This is a genomic window from Paracoccus sp. TD-10 (genome assembly GCF_048270675.1).
In the GTDB taxonomy this organism is placed as follows: Bacteria; Pseudomonadota; Alphaproteobacteria; order Rhodobacterales; family Rhodobacteraceae; genus Paracoccus; species Paracoccus pantotrophus.
In genome coordinates this window covers 276,584-290,200 of sequence record NZ_CP182419.1, presented here as the reverse complement: position 1 = coordinate 290,200, position 13,617 = coordinate 276,584, and the positions used below count along the sequence as shown (strand labels likewise).

The 13,617-nt window shown below is 64.2% G+C and carries 17 protein-coding genes and 3 pseudogenes; 11 read left to right on the top strand and 9 right to left on the bottom strand.

The window, feature by feature from the left end; all coding sequences use genetic code 11:
* Positions 1–124: 124 nt before the first annotated feature.
* The gene (locus tag ACNKFW_RS12390; RefSeq protein WP_418025307.1) at positions 125–994 is read right to left on the bottom strand and encodes a replication initiator protein A; all 870 of its coding nucleotides are present in this window, start codon (positions 992–994) and stop codon (positions 125–127) included.
* Positions 991–1,272: a helix-turn-helix transcriptional regulator gene (locus ACNKFW_RS12385; RefSeq protein WP_418025305.1), complete on the bottom strand. Its 282-nt coding sequence runs from the start codon at positions 1,270–1,272 to the stop codon at positions 991–993. The genes ACNKFW_RS12390 and ACNKFW_RS12385 overlap by 4 nt, the downstream gene beginning before the upstream one ends.
* Positions 1,273–1,484: 212 nt before the next feature.
* On the opposite strand from ACNKFW_RS12385, the gene ACNKFW_RS12380 reads away from it, so the two are divergent.
* From ACNKFW_RS12380 to ACNKFW_RS12365, 4 genes are all read left to right on the top strand, one after another.
* Positions 1,485–1,700, top strand: a complete 216-nt coding sequence (locus ACNKFW_RS12380) for a helix-turn-helix domain-containing protein (RefSeq protein WP_418025303.1) — start codon at positions 1,485–1,487, stop codon at positions 1,698–1,700.
* Positions 1,701–1,885: 185 nt separating this feature from the next.
* Complete coding sequence (locus tag ACNKFW_RS12375; RefSeq protein WP_418025302.1) at positions 1,886–2,149, top strand: DNA -binding domain-containing protein; 264 nt, start codon at positions 1,886–1,888, stop codon at positions 2,147–2,149.
* 131 nt (positions 2,150–2,280) lie between these two features.
* Positions 2,281–2,670: a transcriptional regulator domain-containing protein gene (locus ACNKFW_RS12370; protein ID WP_418025300.1), complete on the top strand. Its 390-nt coding sequence runs from the start codon at positions 2,281–2,283 to the stop codon at positions 2,668–2,670.
* Positions 2,579–3,106 carry a DUF2285 domain-containing protein gene (locus ACNKFW_RS12365; protein WP_418025520.1) on the top strand — a complete coding sequence of 176 codons (528 nt, stop codon included), beginning with the start codon at positions 2,579–2,581 and terminating at the stop codon, positions 3,104–3,106. The genes ACNKFW_RS12370 and ACNKFW_RS12365 overlap by 92 nt, the downstream gene beginning before the upstream one ends.
* 20 nt (positions 3,107–3,126) lie before the next feature.
* Here the strand turns inward: ACNKFW_RS12365 and ACNKFW_RS12360 are convergent, their stop codons facing one another.
* The 6 genes and pseudogenes from ACNKFW_RS12360 to ACNKFW_RS12335 all read right to left on the bottom strand — a co-directional run.
* Positions 3,127–3,630 (bottom strand): hypothetical protein, encoded by a 504-nt coding sequence (locus ACNKFW_RS12360; RefSeq protein WP_418025298.1) that lies wholly within the window; start codon positions 3,628–3,630, stop codon positions 3,127–3,129.
* 16 nt (positions 3,631–3,646) lie between these two features.
* Positions 3,647–3,889, bottom strand: a complete 243-nt coding sequence (locus tag ACNKFW_RS12355; RefSeq protein ID WP_052095663.1) for a hypothetical protein — start codon at positions 3,887–3,889, stop codon at positions 3,647–3,649.
* A gap of 554 nt (positions 3,890–4,443) precedes the next feature.
* Entirely contained in the window at positions 4,444–4,854 is a 411-nt protein-coding gene (locus ACNKFW_RS12350) for a single-stranded DNA-binding protein (protein WP_036749260.1), read from the bottom strand.
* A 780-nt stretch (positions 4,855–5,634) separates the two neighbouring features.
* On the bottom strand, positions 5,635–6,372 hold the full coding sequence (locus tag ACNKFW_RS12345; protein WP_114669580.1) for a sulfite exporter TauE/SafE family protein: 738 nt from the start codon (positions 6,370–6,372) through the stop codon (positions 5,635–5,637).
* 344 nt (positions 6,373–6,716) lie between these two features.
* Positions 6,717–7,007 carry a hypothetical protein gene (locus tag ACNKFW_RS12340; RefSeq protein ID WP_017998430.1) on the bottom strand — a complete coding sequence of 97 codons (291 nt, stop codon included), beginning with the start codon at positions 7,005–7,007 and terminating at the stop codon, positions 6,717–6,719.
* A 72-nt stretch (positions 7,008–7,079) separates the two neighbouring features.
* Positions 7,080–7,577 (bottom strand): annotated as a pseudogene (locus ACNKFW_RS12335) (DNA methyltransferase); the annotation flags it as partial.
* A gap of 103 nt (positions 7,578–7,680) precedes the next feature.
* On the opposite strand from ACNKFW_RS12335, the gene istA reads away from it, so the two are divergent.
* From istA to ACNKFW_RS12310, 5 genes and pseudogenes are all read left to right on the top strand, one after another.
* A complete protein-coding gene (gene istA, locus ACNKFW_RS12330) occupies positions 7,681–9,249 on the top strand; it encodes an IS21 family transposase (RefSeq protein WP_028717560.1) in 1,569 nt (522 codons plus the stop codon).
* A complete protein-coding gene (gene istB, locus ACNKFW_RS12325; RefSeq protein ID WP_024843951.1) occupies positions 9,179–9,907 on the top strand; it encodes an IS21-like element ISPkr1 family helper ATPase IstB in 729 nt (242 codons plus the stop codon). Before istA ends, istB begins: the two co-directional genes overlap by 71 nt.
* 250 nt (positions 9,908–10,157) lie before the next feature.
* Positions 10,158–10,589 carry a hypothetical protein gene (locus ACNKFW_RS12320; RefSeq protein ID WP_418025295.1) on the top strand — a complete coding sequence of 144 codons (432 nt, stop codon included), beginning with the start codon at positions 10,158–10,160 and terminating at the stop codon, positions 10,587–10,589.
* A pseudogene (locus ACNKFW_RS12315) lies at positions 10,583–10,810 on the top strand (transposase domain-containing protein); the annotation flags it as partial. The gene ACNKFW_RS12320 and the pseudogene ACNKFW_RS12315, both read left to right, overlap by 7 nt.
* 109 nt (positions 10,811–10,919) lie before the next feature.
* Positions 10,920–11,182, top strand: a pseudogene (locus tag ACNKFW_RS12310) (IS66 family transposase); the annotation flags it as partial.
* Positions 11,183–11,282: 100 nt separating this feature from the next.
* On the opposite strand, the gene ACNKFW_RS12305 reads toward ACNKFW_RS12310, so the two are convergent.
* Positions 11,283–11,924 (bottom strand): GntR family transcriptional regulator, encoded by a 642-nt coding sequence (locus ACNKFW_RS12305; RefSeq protein WP_418025293.1) that lies wholly within the window; start codon positions 11,922–11,924, stop codon positions 11,283–11,285.
* 164 nt (positions 11,925–12,088) lie between these two features.
* Here ACNKFW_RS12305 and ACNKFW_RS12300 point away from each other — a divergent pair, with 164 nt between their 5' ends.
* Both ACNKFW_RS12300 and ACNKFW_RS12295 read left to right on the top strand, forming a co-directional pair.
* Positions 12,089–13,069 (top strand): C4-dicarboxylate TRAP transporter substrate-binding protein, encoded by a 981-nt coding sequence (locus tag ACNKFW_RS12300; protein ID WP_418025291.1) that lies wholly within the window; start codon positions 12,089–12,091, stop codon positions 13,067–13,069.
* A 57-nt stretch (positions 13,070–13,126) separates the two neighbouring features.
* Positions 13,127–13,615 carry a TRAP transporter small permease gene (locus tag ACNKFW_RS12295; RefSeq protein ID WP_418025289.1) on the top strand — a complete coding sequence of 163 codons (489 nt, stop codon included), beginning with the start codon at positions 13,127–13,129 and terminating at the stop codon, positions 13,613–13,615.
* Positions 13,616–13,617: the final 2 nt, after the last annotated feature.

The following is a 13,617-nucleotide window of genomic DNA, read 5'->3' as shown; positions in this document are numbered from 1 at the left end:
CGGATTCAGTGCGGTTACATCACGCCACGGTTCCCGATAGCACGGGTGTCGAGTTCCGGATAGCACGGGTCGGATGGTTCCTGATAGCACGGCTCTGTCCACAGCTTGTTCACAGGTTGACCGTTCACCGACGCGCAGCGCGAGGCGCGGCGGCGAAGGGATTGGCGGGGGCGGGTTGGAAACACAGCCGCGGCAGCCCGTCGGAACCGATACCGAGAGACAGGCGATAACCGGGCAGCGGCTGTCTTTGGACGATGGCCCGGATCTCGAAGGCGAAGCGCTTGAAAGGCGAGAGGCTGCCGGATTTCAGGTGCAGATGCCGAAGGTCGAAACTCCAGCCTCCGGGCTGCCGGCCGCCGTGGCGGCGCACCAGCCGGTAGAGCCAGCGCTCCAGCCCGCCCTTCAGGTCGAAATAGGCCCGGTCGATGGTCAGGACCAGCGCATCGTCCATCACCCCGGCATAGAACCAGTCGGGCAGGATCAGTTCGATCCCGAGCGGCCGGCGCCGCTCGTCGAGCAGTTCCTTCCATTCGTTGATCCAGGAAAAGCGGTGCCGCCGCCGTTCCGCCGGCTGGCGGATCGAGGTGGCAACCGTCGTCGACTGCAGCCGGTCGAGTGCTGCCTTCAGCCGAAGATAGCTGCGGGCGGAATCGTCGCGCCGGATGAAGGTGAGGATCTCGTAGGGCGTCGCCGCCATCAGACGCGAGGTCCGCAAACCGTGGCTGTGGGCCTCGACGATCTGGCTGGCGGCCCAGATCAGGACGTCGGCATCCCAGATCGTCGCCATGCCGTGTTCCGGCGTGGCCTCCACCCGGATCGAGACCGCTCCCATGTGGAAATCGATCGGCACCACCCGGCGCGACTTGGCCAGCGAGAAGAAAGGCCAGGACATCAGGTCGCGGGAATCGCGCGCAGCGATATCGCGCGCGACCGGCCGGAACAATTCCATCTGCCTGCCGTCGCAGATGCGGCGCAGGGACAGCGAAGAGGTCATCGCGCCGTTCCCCGTCCGGCACCGATGATGCCAGCAACTCGCCCCTCGGGACAGCGTGCCGCCGTCGCCATCTCCGATGTGGATTGCCGCGCCGAGCCCTCGATCCAGGCACGCAGATCGGCGATGGTGTAGACGACACGGCCACCGAGCTTGCGGTAGACCGGGCCGGTGCCGCCGCAGCGATGCTTTTCCAGCGTGCGCGGCGACAGGTCGAGAAGCCGGGCGGCTTCCTCGGTGCGCACGAAGCGCGGCCAGGTGGGATCGGGTTCGTTCTGCATCGTCGGTCTCCGTCGCAGGATCCGCCGGAGAGGCGGGATTGCGACGACGATGGCGCAAAAGCAGCACCGGGCCGGAGTGACAGAATGACGGTCCGGTTTTTGTCACCCCCCTCTCGTTGGGGCTGGAGCCGGGTCGACGAAAAGCTTGGCCGGCTCACGAATCCCCATTATACTAGGTGGCGCCGTGCGTGGTGCCCGGCGACTCCTCCCGCATGAGCTTACGGGAGCGAGTTGCCAGGAATCTGCGCCGGCTGAGACAGGAGAAATCCCTGTCGCAGGAGGAGCTTGCCGACCGTGCGGACATCAACCGGAACTATGTCGGCATGCTGGAGCGCGAGGAGAACGCCGCGACCGTCGACATGCTGGAAAAGCTCGCCGCGGTGCTGGAGGTCGATCCGGTGGAACTGCTGCGCCGCGACAGGGCCTGAGCTTTCGGCGGCTGTTCGCGCGTTTTCCCAACGATTCGCGGGTTTACGCCGATGGTCGAACCGCCCTCCTGCCCGTTCCGGAATGTGTGTATTCGGAAAATCCCGATACGCGGCACGGATCGTTCCCCTAGAAAGGGATCGCCGCGTTCTTCATTCTGGGCACGGATCGGAAAGAGGAGAGCCCAATGGCTGCCGACGCCTTCGAGGACACCCCGCCGCAATCCGAGCGACTGACCGGCTACGACGAGGCCCATCTGACCACCTATCTGCGGCTTCTTGACGCAGAGGAGGAAGGGGCCGACTGGCGCGAAGTTGCCCGGATCGTCTTCGGCCTCGACGTGGCCGCCGATCCCGACCGGGCGAAGCGCATCCATGACAGCCATCTGGCCCGGGCGCGCTGGATGACCGAGGCGGGCTACCGTCAGTTGCTGAAACCGCGCATGCGCTAGAGCAGGGAACGGCAGCGGTATCTGTCCGTGTCTTTGGGGTGGCGTCGGCATATCCGCCATTCCCGAGCACAATCTATGCGTGAATCCGCAGGCTCTGCATAATCCCTGGTTCCGACCCGCCTTTCATTCCGATGGGGAGCAGAGCCATGCCGTCTTCCACCGATTGGAGGTCTCCGAGCTATGACGACCGGTTCCGGACGCTCGACCGTGCCCGGATGACCTTCCAGTTCCTGCGCCGCAACCACCGCTATCGCGCGGAATATTCCAGGATCCGCCAGCATATCGGGCGCGGGGCGCCCATCGGGGACAGCACCAGAGAGGAGATCGCCCGGATGGCCCGCCGCTGGGGGCTGATGTTTCCCGGTCGATCCGGCCCTTCCGGTATCGGAGGCCCGGCCCCTCTGGCGGCCCGATGCGTTTCCCGCCGCCCTGATCCTTACCGCGGCACCCGAAGGTTACGACCGGCCAGCGCTGCTTGGGCCGGCCGACCTGCCGTTGGCACCGGTGTTGCACGCCCGTGACGGGCTGCACGGAATCATCCCCGATGTGCAGGGCGATCACCGGCTGTGGTTTCCGCAAGGCGCGGCCCGGATCAGGCTGGCGATCCTGGTGCCGCTGGACGAGGATCTGATGGTCCGGCTGAACAGCATCCGGCGGTTTCATCGCCTGCTGACCGGTAGGTCGGTTCGTCCGATCCCTTCCCTGCAATCGCTTTCGGCATCCGAACGGCACCGCGCCACCCTGATGTTGCGTGCCTGGGACGGGGCCGAATCCGGCGCCTCGCGCCGCGACATCGCCGGCGTCCTGTTCCAGACGGATTTCAGCGGACTCAGCGCCGCGGAATGGAAATCTGCCTCCGAGCGCCGGCAGCTTGCCCGTATCCTCGCCGAGGCGCGGGCCCTGGTCGGCGGCGAATACCTGACCTTGTTGCGGGGCGGCCAGCGCCAGCGGCGCTGAACCGACCTTCGCTGGCGACATCAGCTGCTGGCGAGGTCGGCCTCGTATCGCTCCCGGCGCTGGCGGAGGAACGCCTCGATCTCCGCCGGGGTGGTGGCGCCGTATTCGACCATCTGGCCGAGCAGTTCGAGGGCTTCGTGGATGTCGTTGCGGTCGAAGCCGAATTCGCATTCGGCGTGGATCTTCGCCGCGAGCGCGGTGGTTTCGGTTTCGCAGGTCATGGGTGTCCTCTGCTCTGGAGTTGGGCTGAGCCGTTGAGCCACCCCCGCTGCCGCAAGCCCCGCGATGGCGAAGCGCGGCTGCTGGCGCTGGTGGTGGTCAGGCGATGACATCGTGGACCAGCTCATGGTTGGCAGGTGCTCGATCTCGACCTCGACCGTGATATCGCCGTTCCTTTTGCGCGAAAAAACTGCGTCGATCCTGCTTTCCAGCCATGCGGTCGAGCACGCATCGGCTGGCCAGCCCGCCTTCGTTGCGGCGGCGCGGGCGGCGGCGAAAGGGATGATGACCTTGGCGGTGGTCATGGCGGTTCTCCTCGGCTTATGCGCGGGCGGTTCCCGGCGCTTCCGCTGGCGCTGGTGAGATCAGGCCGGCCTTCTGAAGCCAGTTGGCGGCGTCGGGGGCATCGGTAGCGTGGACAACGATCGTCAGGATCATGCTGTCGCGGCTGGCGCGGGCCTTGACCCCGGCATCGGCATCCATGCCCATCTCGATGTCCTCGAGGTTGATGCGGCGGGCCAGCGGGTTGCTGGGGATGTTGATCTCGAATGTCGCGGTATGCATCGGCGTCTCTCCGGCTTCCGGGGCCGATCCATCCGACCCCTTCCACCACTCCGACCCCGCGTTGCGGGGAGCATGGCGCCGGCGGGTGGCGACCACCTTGGCACCTCAAGAATAGTCTAACAAAAACAAGGCTCTGGCGCAAGTCGGCTGCGGCGTTTTATCCATTATTTTCAGCCTGTTAGCGGGGTTTCCGCTCTTTTCCGCAGCCGCCGAAACGGCCACGGATGACCGCGCCTTTCACCAGCGAACTCCGGTTTTCCCTTTCTGCTCCGAAGCGAAATGCGCCCTTCCCGCCCACGCGCCGACGGTCACGCAGAGCCCAACGGTGGCGCCGTGACGCTGCCTGTTCCCCAGCCTTCTTTCTCAAGCCCCTGTTTCTTCTTCGCGGAAAAAGGACGCGAACCGTGGCCGTGGGACGGAAGCGGGCCCGCCGGAGGCTTTCCGGCCGGTCGATCCGGCCGGGAAGCCTTCTCTTGCCGGCGCGGCCTCGGGGCGATCCGTTGCGAGCATGGAAAAACCCGGCGGCTGGAACCGCCGGGCCTCGGGCCTCCCGCTCAGGAGGGAATGTCGTCTTCGTCGATGAACCGGCCCTCGTCCTCTTCGTCGGTCTCGGTCTGCGGCGCCCGGCTCAGGAAATCCACCGTCTCGGCGACGATCTCGCAGCCGTAGCGGTCGTTGCCGTCCGCATCCTGCCATTTCGTGTAGTGGATACGGCCGCGCACCAGCACCTTCGTGCCGGTCTCGCAATATTGCTGGATGGTCCGGCCCAGGCCGTTGAAGGCGACGATGCGGTGCCATTCCGCGTCCTCGACCCGATAGCCCTTTTCGTCCCGGACGACCCGGCCTTCCGAATAGCGCGGGCGCGAGGTGACCAGCTTGAAGCGGGTGACGTCGGTGCCGGTGCGGGTGGTGCGGGTTTCGGGGGCCTGGCGGATGGTGCCGGCGAGGATGACAATGTTCTGCATTGTAGGTCTCCGTTGCTTCCCCGGAGGGACCATTCCCTCCGACGAGACCCGGCCAAATCCGTCGGGAGGCACCTGCAACTGACGCCCCCTTCGGGCGGCAGCCTGCCCGCAAGGCTTCGGAGTGGGGCGGGCAGCCGCGCCCCGCGCGGCAACACGGTCCGGAGCCTTGGGGGTTGTTGGTGAAAACCGCACGGAGTTAGGGGATCGGACAGGCGGAGGGATTGGTTCGACCGGGAGCGGATCGGGGACATATCGCAGAACGGCGGCGTTCTCGCCGGTGCCGTCCTGTCCGCATGGCCCCCGGATTCCGCGCCACCTGTGGCGGTGCCGCTTCGCTTCGCCTTGCTGGTCGCCCTTGCGTCTGTCGCCGGAAGGCCGGGACGTTCGGGGCGGGAAGGATCGAGCTGTCGGGTCGGGGGCGCGGTATGGCATGGCCGCCGTTTCATCGGCCCTAGGTTGGATCGTCCGGCAATATTGCGGTGCGGACAGAAAGCTGGTCGCATCGCGGCGGGCATTCATGGAACGAAATTGCAGGATGCGGTCGGCAGGGATCATGGGGTTGCGAAAGTTGGGGGGATGAAGGATTTCCGTAGTCTGGAGGCCGCAGATCGAGGAAGACCAAGACGATGGCCGATTTGTTGGCGATGATATTCCCATTTGCGCGGGTGGTTTGAGGCGCAAAGGCTCCAGCCCGGGTTTCCACGGGACGGCACGTCCGACAAGGGTACGAATGTCATGCCTGCGGCGGGCGACCTGGCAGTCACGCGGAAGGATTGGCCGCTACAAGATGAGCTTGATACCTGAAACCAGCAGCAGGAACGCAAGGATTCCGCGCAGCCAGCGGTCGGACAGGTAACGGCTGCCGATCCAGGCGCCGACCGAACCACCGATGGCAACGGCGGCAAGCCAGATCGGCAGGGCGGCCGGGATATGATCCCATGCTGCATAGGCCCCGACCAGCGCCGCAGCCGAGTTCATCAGGTTATAGACCGCCGTGGTGGCGGCCGTCTGCCGGGCCGTGCCCCAGTTCATGCTGAGGATGATCGGGGCCAGGAACACACCGCCACCTGTTCCGGTCGTCCCGGACACGAAGCCGATGACGGCCCCGGTCGCCAAAGCCGCGCCGAAGGGTGGTGTGACTACCGTTCCGGAGGCCGACGGCCTGCCGTGAAACGCCGTGCGCATCATCTGAAGCGCGGAAAGGATCAACACGATCCCGACGACCGGGAAATAGACGCTTTCCGGCAACTGGACCGCTCCGCCAAGCATCGAGGAGGGAAAGCCGAGAATGGCGAAAGGCCAGACATTCCGCCACGAAAGACGCCCGGCCTTCAGGAACAGAACTGTGCCGATGGCCGCAACCATCAGATTCAGCGATAACGCCGTCGTCTTCATGGCAAGGGGCGCAAAACCTGCCAGACCCATTACGGCAATGTAACCCGATGCCCCGGCCTGACCGACCGCCGCATAGATCAGAGCGATGACGAGGAAGGGAGCCGCAAGCGGACCCGTGTCGATATTCAATATGCCGGTCCCCAACTGTTTGAGGCCCAGCTTATGCCCCGCCAATGCGCCATAACCAAGGACAGCTGACGGAGTTTGAACGCCGTTCTGCCTTTCCCGCCTCCGGCGTGATCCGGCCGGGCTCCGATATGGGTGGTCTCCCCCCGTCCGGATCACGCCGCGCCATTCGCGCCGTTCGCATCAGCCATTGGCGCGTCTGCCGATATCTTCGCCTTGTCTTGCGAGCCGGGCCATGCCCGGCGAGCGCGATTTTTCCGGGACGTGCGGCTGGGATCGCACGCGCGACGGCCGCCGGTCCATCGGATCGGCGGCCGTGATGCTTTGGGCCGGCGTCTAGCCTACGGGCGCAGCGGGCGCCAAGATTCATCCGTCCCGGCTGGGCGCCAGGTCAACCGGCGGCAGCGGAACGTGGCCCAGGCGTAAAGCAGCGGCTCCATGCCGTGCCACCAGTCGGCCGCGATGTCGCCGCATCGGCCCTCGAACAGCAGCCTGCCGCGCGCGGTATAAAGCCGGAACTCCACCGGCAACGCGTCGCCGTCTTCGGGCTTGCCTCGCGCGGGAACTCCGTCGGCGTCCTCGCCCAGTCCAATGCAGCCGCCATGATGGTCCTTCGTGACAATCCAGCGCATGTCGTAATCCTTTCCGTGAAGCTGTGGGGTGTGGCGCCCGCCCGATGACGGGCGCCCTTGGGTTGCGGGGAGCTATGCGACCGCCTTCCGGTCCCGCTCTTGCAGGGCCGCCATCCGCTTGCCGATGGTCTGATAATGCTCAACGTCCAGTTCCACGCCGAGCCAGTCGCGGCCCAGCAGATGCGCCGCCGCCAGCGTGGAACCGCTGCCGCTGAACGGGTCCAGCACCAGATCGCCGGGCTTCGTGAACGCCCCGATCAGCCGGCGCAGCGCCGCCACCGGCTTTTGCGTCGGGTGCAGCTTGTTCCCGGTATAGGGGAAGTCCAGCACGTCGGGCACCGGACGCGCGGGCAGAACCGGATCGCCCTTGGCCAGCAGATAGGCCTGTTCGTGCTCGTAGCGCAGGAACCGCGCCGAGGAGGCGTAACGCTTGCGGAACACCAGATGCCCGACGATGCGGAAGCCCGCCGCCTTCCAGGCCTCCACGAACAGATCGACCTTGTTCCAGCCGTAGAAGCTGACGCAGAAGCCGCCGTCCTTCAGGACCCGGTGCATCTGGGTGTGAACCGGCGTGCAAAATTGACCCCGTAACGGGGTAATCGGCTTCCAAAAATGACCCCCCTTACGCTGATGGTCATGATGCCTCCGAGGCTATCGGGGGGCACAGTGTGGGATGCTGGTTGTGGAGACGATTGCGAAGATCCGCCGGGCGTATTTCCAGGACAAGAAGTCGATCAAGCATATCTGCCGAGAGCTGCGGGTATCGCGGAACACGGTTCGGAAGGTGATCCGGTCCGGCGCAACGGAGATGACTTACGAGCGAACCGTCCAACCGCAGCCGAAGATCGGTCCCTGGAAAGGCAAGCTCGACGAGATGCTGGCGGCGAATGCGCGCAAGCCGAAGCGCGAGCGGCTGACCCGCATCCGGATTTTCGAAGAGCTCAGGGCCCTCGGATATGACGGCGGCTACGACGCGGTCCGACGCTATGCGGCTTCGTGGTCGCAGGCGGAGCAGGAAGCGTCAGCCGCCGCCTATGTGCCACTGAGCTTCGATCCGGGTGAAGCCTACCAGTTCGACTGGAGTCACGAGGTCGTTCTGATCGACGGCGTGACCACCACGGTGAAGGTGGCTCACGTCCGGCTTTGTCATAGCCGGATGCTGTTCGTCCGGGCCTACCCGCGAGAGACGCAGGAAATGGTGTTCGATGCCCATGACAAGGCCTTTGCCTTCTTCGGCGGCGCCTGTGCGCGTGGGATCTACGACAACATGAAGACGGCGGTGGACACGATCTTCGTCGGCCGCGACCGCGCGTATAATCGCCGGTTCCAGCAGATGTGCGGACACTACCTTGTCGATCCCGTCGCCTGCACCCCCGCGTCCGGCTGGGAGAAGGGACAAGTAGAGAACCAGGTTGGCGTTGTCCGGCGGCGGTTCTTCGTGCCGCGGCCGCGCTTCAAGAGCTACGCGGAACTCAACGCCTGGCTTCAGGATCGCTGTATTGCCTGGGCCAAGGCCCATCCGCACCAGGAATTGCGTGATCGGACAATCTGGGACGTGTTCCAGGATGAGCGGGCGAGCCTGGTGCCCTACGTCGGCCCTTTCGACGGATTCCATGCCGTGCCGGCCTCGGTGTCCAAGACCTGCCTCGTTAGGTTCGACAAGAACCGCTACTCGGTCGATGGTCGCGCCGTCGGCCGTCCGGTCGAGATCCGCGCCTATGCCGAGCGGGTCGAGGTCTGGCAGGACGGCAAGATCGTCGGCCGGCACGACCGCGCCTTCGGGCGCGACAAGGCCATCTATGACCCGCTGCACTACATCCCGGTGCTGGCCCGCAAGCCCGGCGCCCTTCGAAACGGCGCTCCCTTCAAGGAATGGGAACTGCCGCCGGCGATACGACGCGTCCAGCGTAAGCTGGGGCGCGTGCCGAACGGTGACCGTCAGATGGTCCAGATCCTGAGCATGATCCCAACGGATGGACTGGAAGCCGTCGAGGCTGCCTGCGTCGAGGCCCTGACCGAAGGCGCCCCGGCGGCATCGGTCGTTCTGAACATCCTGGCCCGACATCGCGAGCCACCACCTCCGTTGACCATCGCCACGCCGGACGCGTTGCGCCTGACCTGCGAGCCCGTGGCCGACTGCAAACGCTACGACAGCCTCAGGAGACCCCGCCATGGAAAGATCACAGGTGCTGGACGCGATGGGCCAGTTGAAGCTCTACGGCATGAAGGCCGCCTACGATGAGATCATCGCCACGGCGGTGAAGCGACAGCACGAACCGCAGCAAATCGTGGGCGACCTGCTGAACGCCGAGATCAGCGAGAAACAAGCTCGCTCGATCAAATACCAGATGACCATCGCCAAGCTGCCCTTGGCCAAGGAAGTCGACGAGTTCAGCTTCGAAGACACGCCCGTAAACGAAACGCTGGTGCGCGATCTGGCCTCCGGAGAGTTCCTCGAGCATCAGCGTAACGTCGTCCTCATCGGCGGCACCGGGACCGGCAAATCCCACCTTGCCGTCAGCATCGCCCGGGCCTGCATCCGCCGTGGCAAGCGCGGCCGCTTCTTCAACGTCGTGGACCTGGTGAACAAGCTGGACGCCGAAGCCCGCGCCGACCGACAGGGACGCACTGCGGATCTCCTGTGCCGCCTCGACTTCCTGATCCTCGACGAGTTGGGATATCTGCCGTTCGCCCAGACGGGTGGCCAGCTCCTGTTCCACCTCATCAGTCGCCTTTACGAACGCACCTCGATCATCGTGACGACGAACCTCGACTTCGGCGAATGGCCGACCGTCTTCGGAGACGCGAAGATGACAACGGCGCTCCTCGACCGACTGACCCATCACTGTGACATCGTCGAGACCGGCAACGAGAGCTGGCGCTTCAAGACGCGGGAATGACCGAGACGCCGCTGGCCCGATCCGGTTGCGCTGTATGGAGGCTACACCGCATCGGGCCAGCTACCCGTGCTGACCAAGCGGGGGCATTATTGGGCGCCGAAAGGGGGTCAAAGTTGCGTGCCGATTGACACCGGGGTCGATTGGCGCACATAAACCACCGCCTTGCGCTGCAGGATGGCCGGCGGAAGGAGATCACCGTCCATCATCGTCTTGCTCCAACTTGCTCGTTCCCGCCGCTTCGGCCAGCAAAATGGCCAGGCGCGTCAACACCTGCTGGCGCTCCCGTGGGCTCATTCCGCGCAACCGCTCCGAGTCGAACTGCATCTGCAGTTGCCTGGGGCTCGACGGCCCGGTGGGCAGGTCTTGCATCGGTCTGTTCCTTTCCGGCGATGACATCACCGGAAGAGCTTCGCCGAAGACCGTGCCGACTCAGAAGGTCATCGAGATCCGACAGGGCCGCGAGCGATACGTGCGGTGTGCCGAGGTTCATGCCGGTGCAAGCCGCCGGGTCGAGCATCCACGCAGCCACGACCATGAAGATGCCAGGCAGCACCTCGATATGGACAAACTGACCGGACTTGCGTCGGTCGACACGCTCGACCCGAAACTGTCGGCCGAAAAGCGCGTGCCACCGGTAATGCACCTCAACAAATTGCCCGACATGGGCAGAATGAACGGGTGATGGCGCTGACCCGGAAAAACGCCCTCTTCGCCGGGAACGAGATCGGCGCCGAGAACTGGGCCATGCTCGCGTCGCTCGTAGCAACCTGCAAGCTGTCCGGAGTGAACCCCGTCAACTATATCGCCGACACCCTCCGGGCCATCCTCGACGGACACCCCCGATCCCACATCGAAGACCTCATGCCGTGGCAGCGACCTCAGCCGTCAACCATCGCCGCATAGGGCCTCGGCGGCGCGCTTACTGAAGTCAATGGGGCGCAGCCGCCGCATACTGTGAATCCCGCCGCCTGCGCCAAATATGCGGAAGAGCCCCTGTTTGACGCGCTATAAGCCGGGATTCACCCGTTTCCTGGAGGAGACGGCAGGATCTGCCTGACGAACAACTGCGCCGAGCGATCGCTGCGCGGTGTGGCCCTCGGCAGAAAGAGCTGGCTCTTCGCCGGCTCGGAGCGCGGCGGTCACCGAGCGGCCTGCATGCAATCCCCGATCGGCTCCGCGAAACTGAACGGCATCGCCCCCCAGACCTGGCTCGCCGACGTCATCGCCCGCATCTCCGACTCGCCGGTCTCACACCTACACAAGCTGCTGCCTTAGGAATGGAGCGCCACAACGCTCAGGTCAAGGCTGCCTGACCGCGGCTCCCGGCGGATGCTTACGTATAAGGGTTCTGACGCAGATTTGCACTGCGATGCGCCTACATGAAATATGCGAATGTGATTGCCCGCGACGCCTCGATATGCGCCTTGGCCTCTTGCTCAAGTCGCGTCTCATCGCGGGCCATAAAGGCGTCGATAATGGCCAGATGCTCGGTGATCGAACGATCTTCGTTGGAATATGGCCGGGAAACCTTCATCCGAATGCGGTGATTGTGGTCCAGAACCGTCTGCATGGTGGACTGCAGAAAGCGGTTGCGGCAGTTCTGCAGGAAGCCGTCGTGCAACCTTCGGTCAAGTGCGATATACCAGTCCCGCAGCTCTGCCTCGGAAAGACCGCGCGGCGGGTTTCGCAGTTGCTCGCCGATTTCCTCCAGCCAGTCGCGTGACTTGTTGAGGCGACATGCCTGTACAACAATGAAGGGCTCGTTCAGGAGCCTCATCTGATAGATGTCGCGGATCAGATCGGTCGTGATGTCCGCGACGATCATGCCCTTGCTGGGATAGATGTGGATAAAGCCTTCCTTGCCGAGCCGCTGACATGCTTCGCGAATGGGCGTGCGGCTGAGGGCCAGTTCCCTTTGCAGAGACTCTTCTGACACATCGACGCCGGGGGCCAAGACGCCGTCAAGAATGCGGGATTTGATTGTCTCGTAGGCGAAGTCGCTTTTGGTCGTAGCCATGGTGTCCTGCAATCCTCTCAAAGCCTTCTTAAAGCGCGCCAGCTAAAACTCAACCAATATATCGGTTGTGTTCCAACAGTATTTCATGGTAGCCGGGTGCGACTCGCAAGGGAGGCGGGCATGTGGATTGCCGGGCAATCCGCCAAACCGGATTGGAGGACATCATGAGAACAACAGTTTCAGCCCTGATGCTTGCCGCGTGCTGGGCTTTGCCGGTCTGCGCACAGGAAACGACGATCTCTGTCGGGTTCGGCCCGGTGCTCGACACGCCCTATGGTCAGGGCCATGTCGAATGGCAGCGCCTGCTGGCCGAGAAGTCCGGCGGCGATCTGACGATCGAGCTGTTTCCGTCCGACCAGCTAGGATCGGGCAAGCAGGTCATCGATCAGATGCTCTTGGGCGAACCCGTCTGCTACTCGACCGACGCATCCTTCTTTGCTGAAGTCGGTGTGCCGGACATGAGCATCGTGCAGGCACCGTTCCTGTTCCGCAACTGGGAGGAAGCCGAACGGCTGTTTGCATCCGATTGGTGGGCAGGACAGGAAGAAGCGCTGGCGCAGAAGGGCCTGAAGGTTGTCGCGCATAACTGGCGCTATGGCGCACGCCAGACGCTGACGACGCGCAAGGTCGAACACCCCGCCGATTTCGCCGGAATGAAGATCCGCGCGCCGCAGTCGACGATCTATGTCAAGACATTCGAGCATCTGGGCGCCTCGCCGACCCCGATGGCGCTTGGCGAAGTCTATACGTCGCTTCAGCAGGGCGTCATCGACGGTCTGGAAAATCCGCTGTCGGTCATCTGGGGCGGGAAATACCACGAGACCGCAAAGTATCTGCTGATCGACAACCACATGTTGACGGTGAACCTGATCGCTTGCAGTGGCATGCTGTGGGACGGGCTCAGCGCCGAGCAGCGGGCGCTGTTGCAGCAGACCGCGGCCGAGGCAGGCGTTTATCAGAACGACCTTCTGGCCAAGGAAGACGAGCGTATCCTGGGTGAGTTGCAGAACGCCGGCGTGACCGTCACCCAAGCCGATTACGATGAGTTCGCCAAGGCGGTCGAGGGCTTTTACGACGATCCCGCGTTCAGCCAATGGACCCCGGGTCTGCGCGATACCGTCATTCAGCAACTGGGCCGCGAATAACGACAGCGAGCCGCCCTGGCGGCTCGACCGTCTTCCCGCGTTCGTGGAGGTTCAATCATGTCCCGCAAGGCCATGGCGCTTATCCGCGCCATCGACATCAGTGTGTCTTATGTCTGCATCTCGGCGCTGGTCATCCTGACCGTGCTTGGCGTCGTCATGCGCTACGCGGTCGGCGCCCCGCTGATCTGGCTGGAGGAAGTCCAGATGATGCTGATCGTCTGGCTGGTCATGTTCGCCGGCAGCGCGGCGTTCCGTGAATTCGGGCATGTCTCGATCGATGCCGTGTTCGAGATGCTGCCGCCTGTGGGCAAGCGCGCGCTGGAATATGTCATCGCGATCTTTGTCGTGGGGGTTCTGGCCATGCTCGTCTGGGCGGGCAGCGCCTTCGTCCTGTTCCAGTTCGGTGCCAACAGGGTCACGGATGTTCTGCGCATCCCCTATGGGCTGGTCTACATGGCCGTCCCTGTCGGAAGCCTGCTGATGATGCTCAGCTATCTGTTCAGCGAAATCGTGCCACTCATCCGCGCTGATCGGCGCATGGCCTAGGA

Bases quoted from the DNA above. Each gene is read 5' to 3' on its own strand.
- ACNKFW_RS12390 (WP_418025307.1), bottom strand. From the start codon at position 994: ATGACCTCTTCGCTGTCCCTGCGCCGCATCTGCGACGGCAGGCAGATG.
- ACNKFW_RS12385 (WP_418025305.1), bottom strand. From the start codon at position 1,272: ATGCAGAACGAACCCGATCCCACCTGGCCGCGCTTCGTGCGCACCGAG.
- ACNKFW_RS12380 (WP_418025303.1), top strand. From the start codon at position 1,485: ATGAGCTTACGGGAGCGAGTTGCCAGGAATCTGCGCCGGCTGAGACAG.
- ACNKFW_RS12375 (WP_418025302.1), top strand. From the start codon at position 1,886: ATGGCTGCCGACGCCTTCGAGGACACCCCGCCGCAATCCGAGCGACTG.
- ACNKFW_RS12370 (WP_418025300.1), top strand. From the start codon at position 2,281: ATGGGGAGCAGAGCCATGCCGTCTTCCACCGATTGGAGGTCTCCGAGC.
- ACNKFW_RS12360 (WP_418025298.1), bottom strand. From the start codon at position 3,630: ATGACCACCGCCAAGGTCATCATCCCTTTCGCCGCCGCCCGCGCCGCC.
- ACNKFW_RS12355 (WP_052095663.1), bottom strand. From the start codon at position 3,889: ATGCATACCGCGACATTCGAGATCAACATCCCCAGCAACCCGCTGGCC.
- ACNKFW_RS12350 (WP_036749260.1), bottom strand. From the start codon at position 4,854: ATGCAGAACATTGTCATCCTCGCCGGCACCATCCGCCAGGCCCCCGAA.
- ACNKFW_RS12340 (WP_017998430.1), bottom strand. From the start codon at position 7,007: ATGCGCTGGATTGTCACGAAGGACCATCATGGCGGCTGCATTGGACTG.
- istA (WP_028717560.1), top strand. From the start codon at position 7,681: ATGCTGGTTGTGGAGACGATTGCGAAGATCCGCCGGGCGTATTTCCAG.
- istB (WP_024843951.1), top strand. From the start codon at position 9,179: ATGGAAAGATCACAGGTGCTGGACGCGATGGGCCAGTTGAAGCTCTAC.
- ACNKFW_RS12320 (WP_418025295.1), top strand. From the start codon at position 10,158: ATGGCCAGGCGCGTCAACACCTGCTGGCGCTCCCGTGGGCTCATTCCG.
- ACNKFW_RS12305 (WP_418025293.1), bottom strand. From the start codon at position 11,924: ATGGCTACGACCAAAAGCGACTTCGCCTACGAGACAATCAAATCCCGC.
- ACNKFW_RS12300 (WP_418025291.1), top strand. From the start codon at position 12,089: ATGAGAACAACAGTTTCAGCCCTGATGCTTGCCGCGTGCTGGGCTTTG.
- ACNKFW_RS12295 (WP_418025289.1), top strand. From the start codon at position 13,127: ATGTCCCGCAAGGCCATGGCGCTTATCCGCGCCATCGACATCAGTGTG.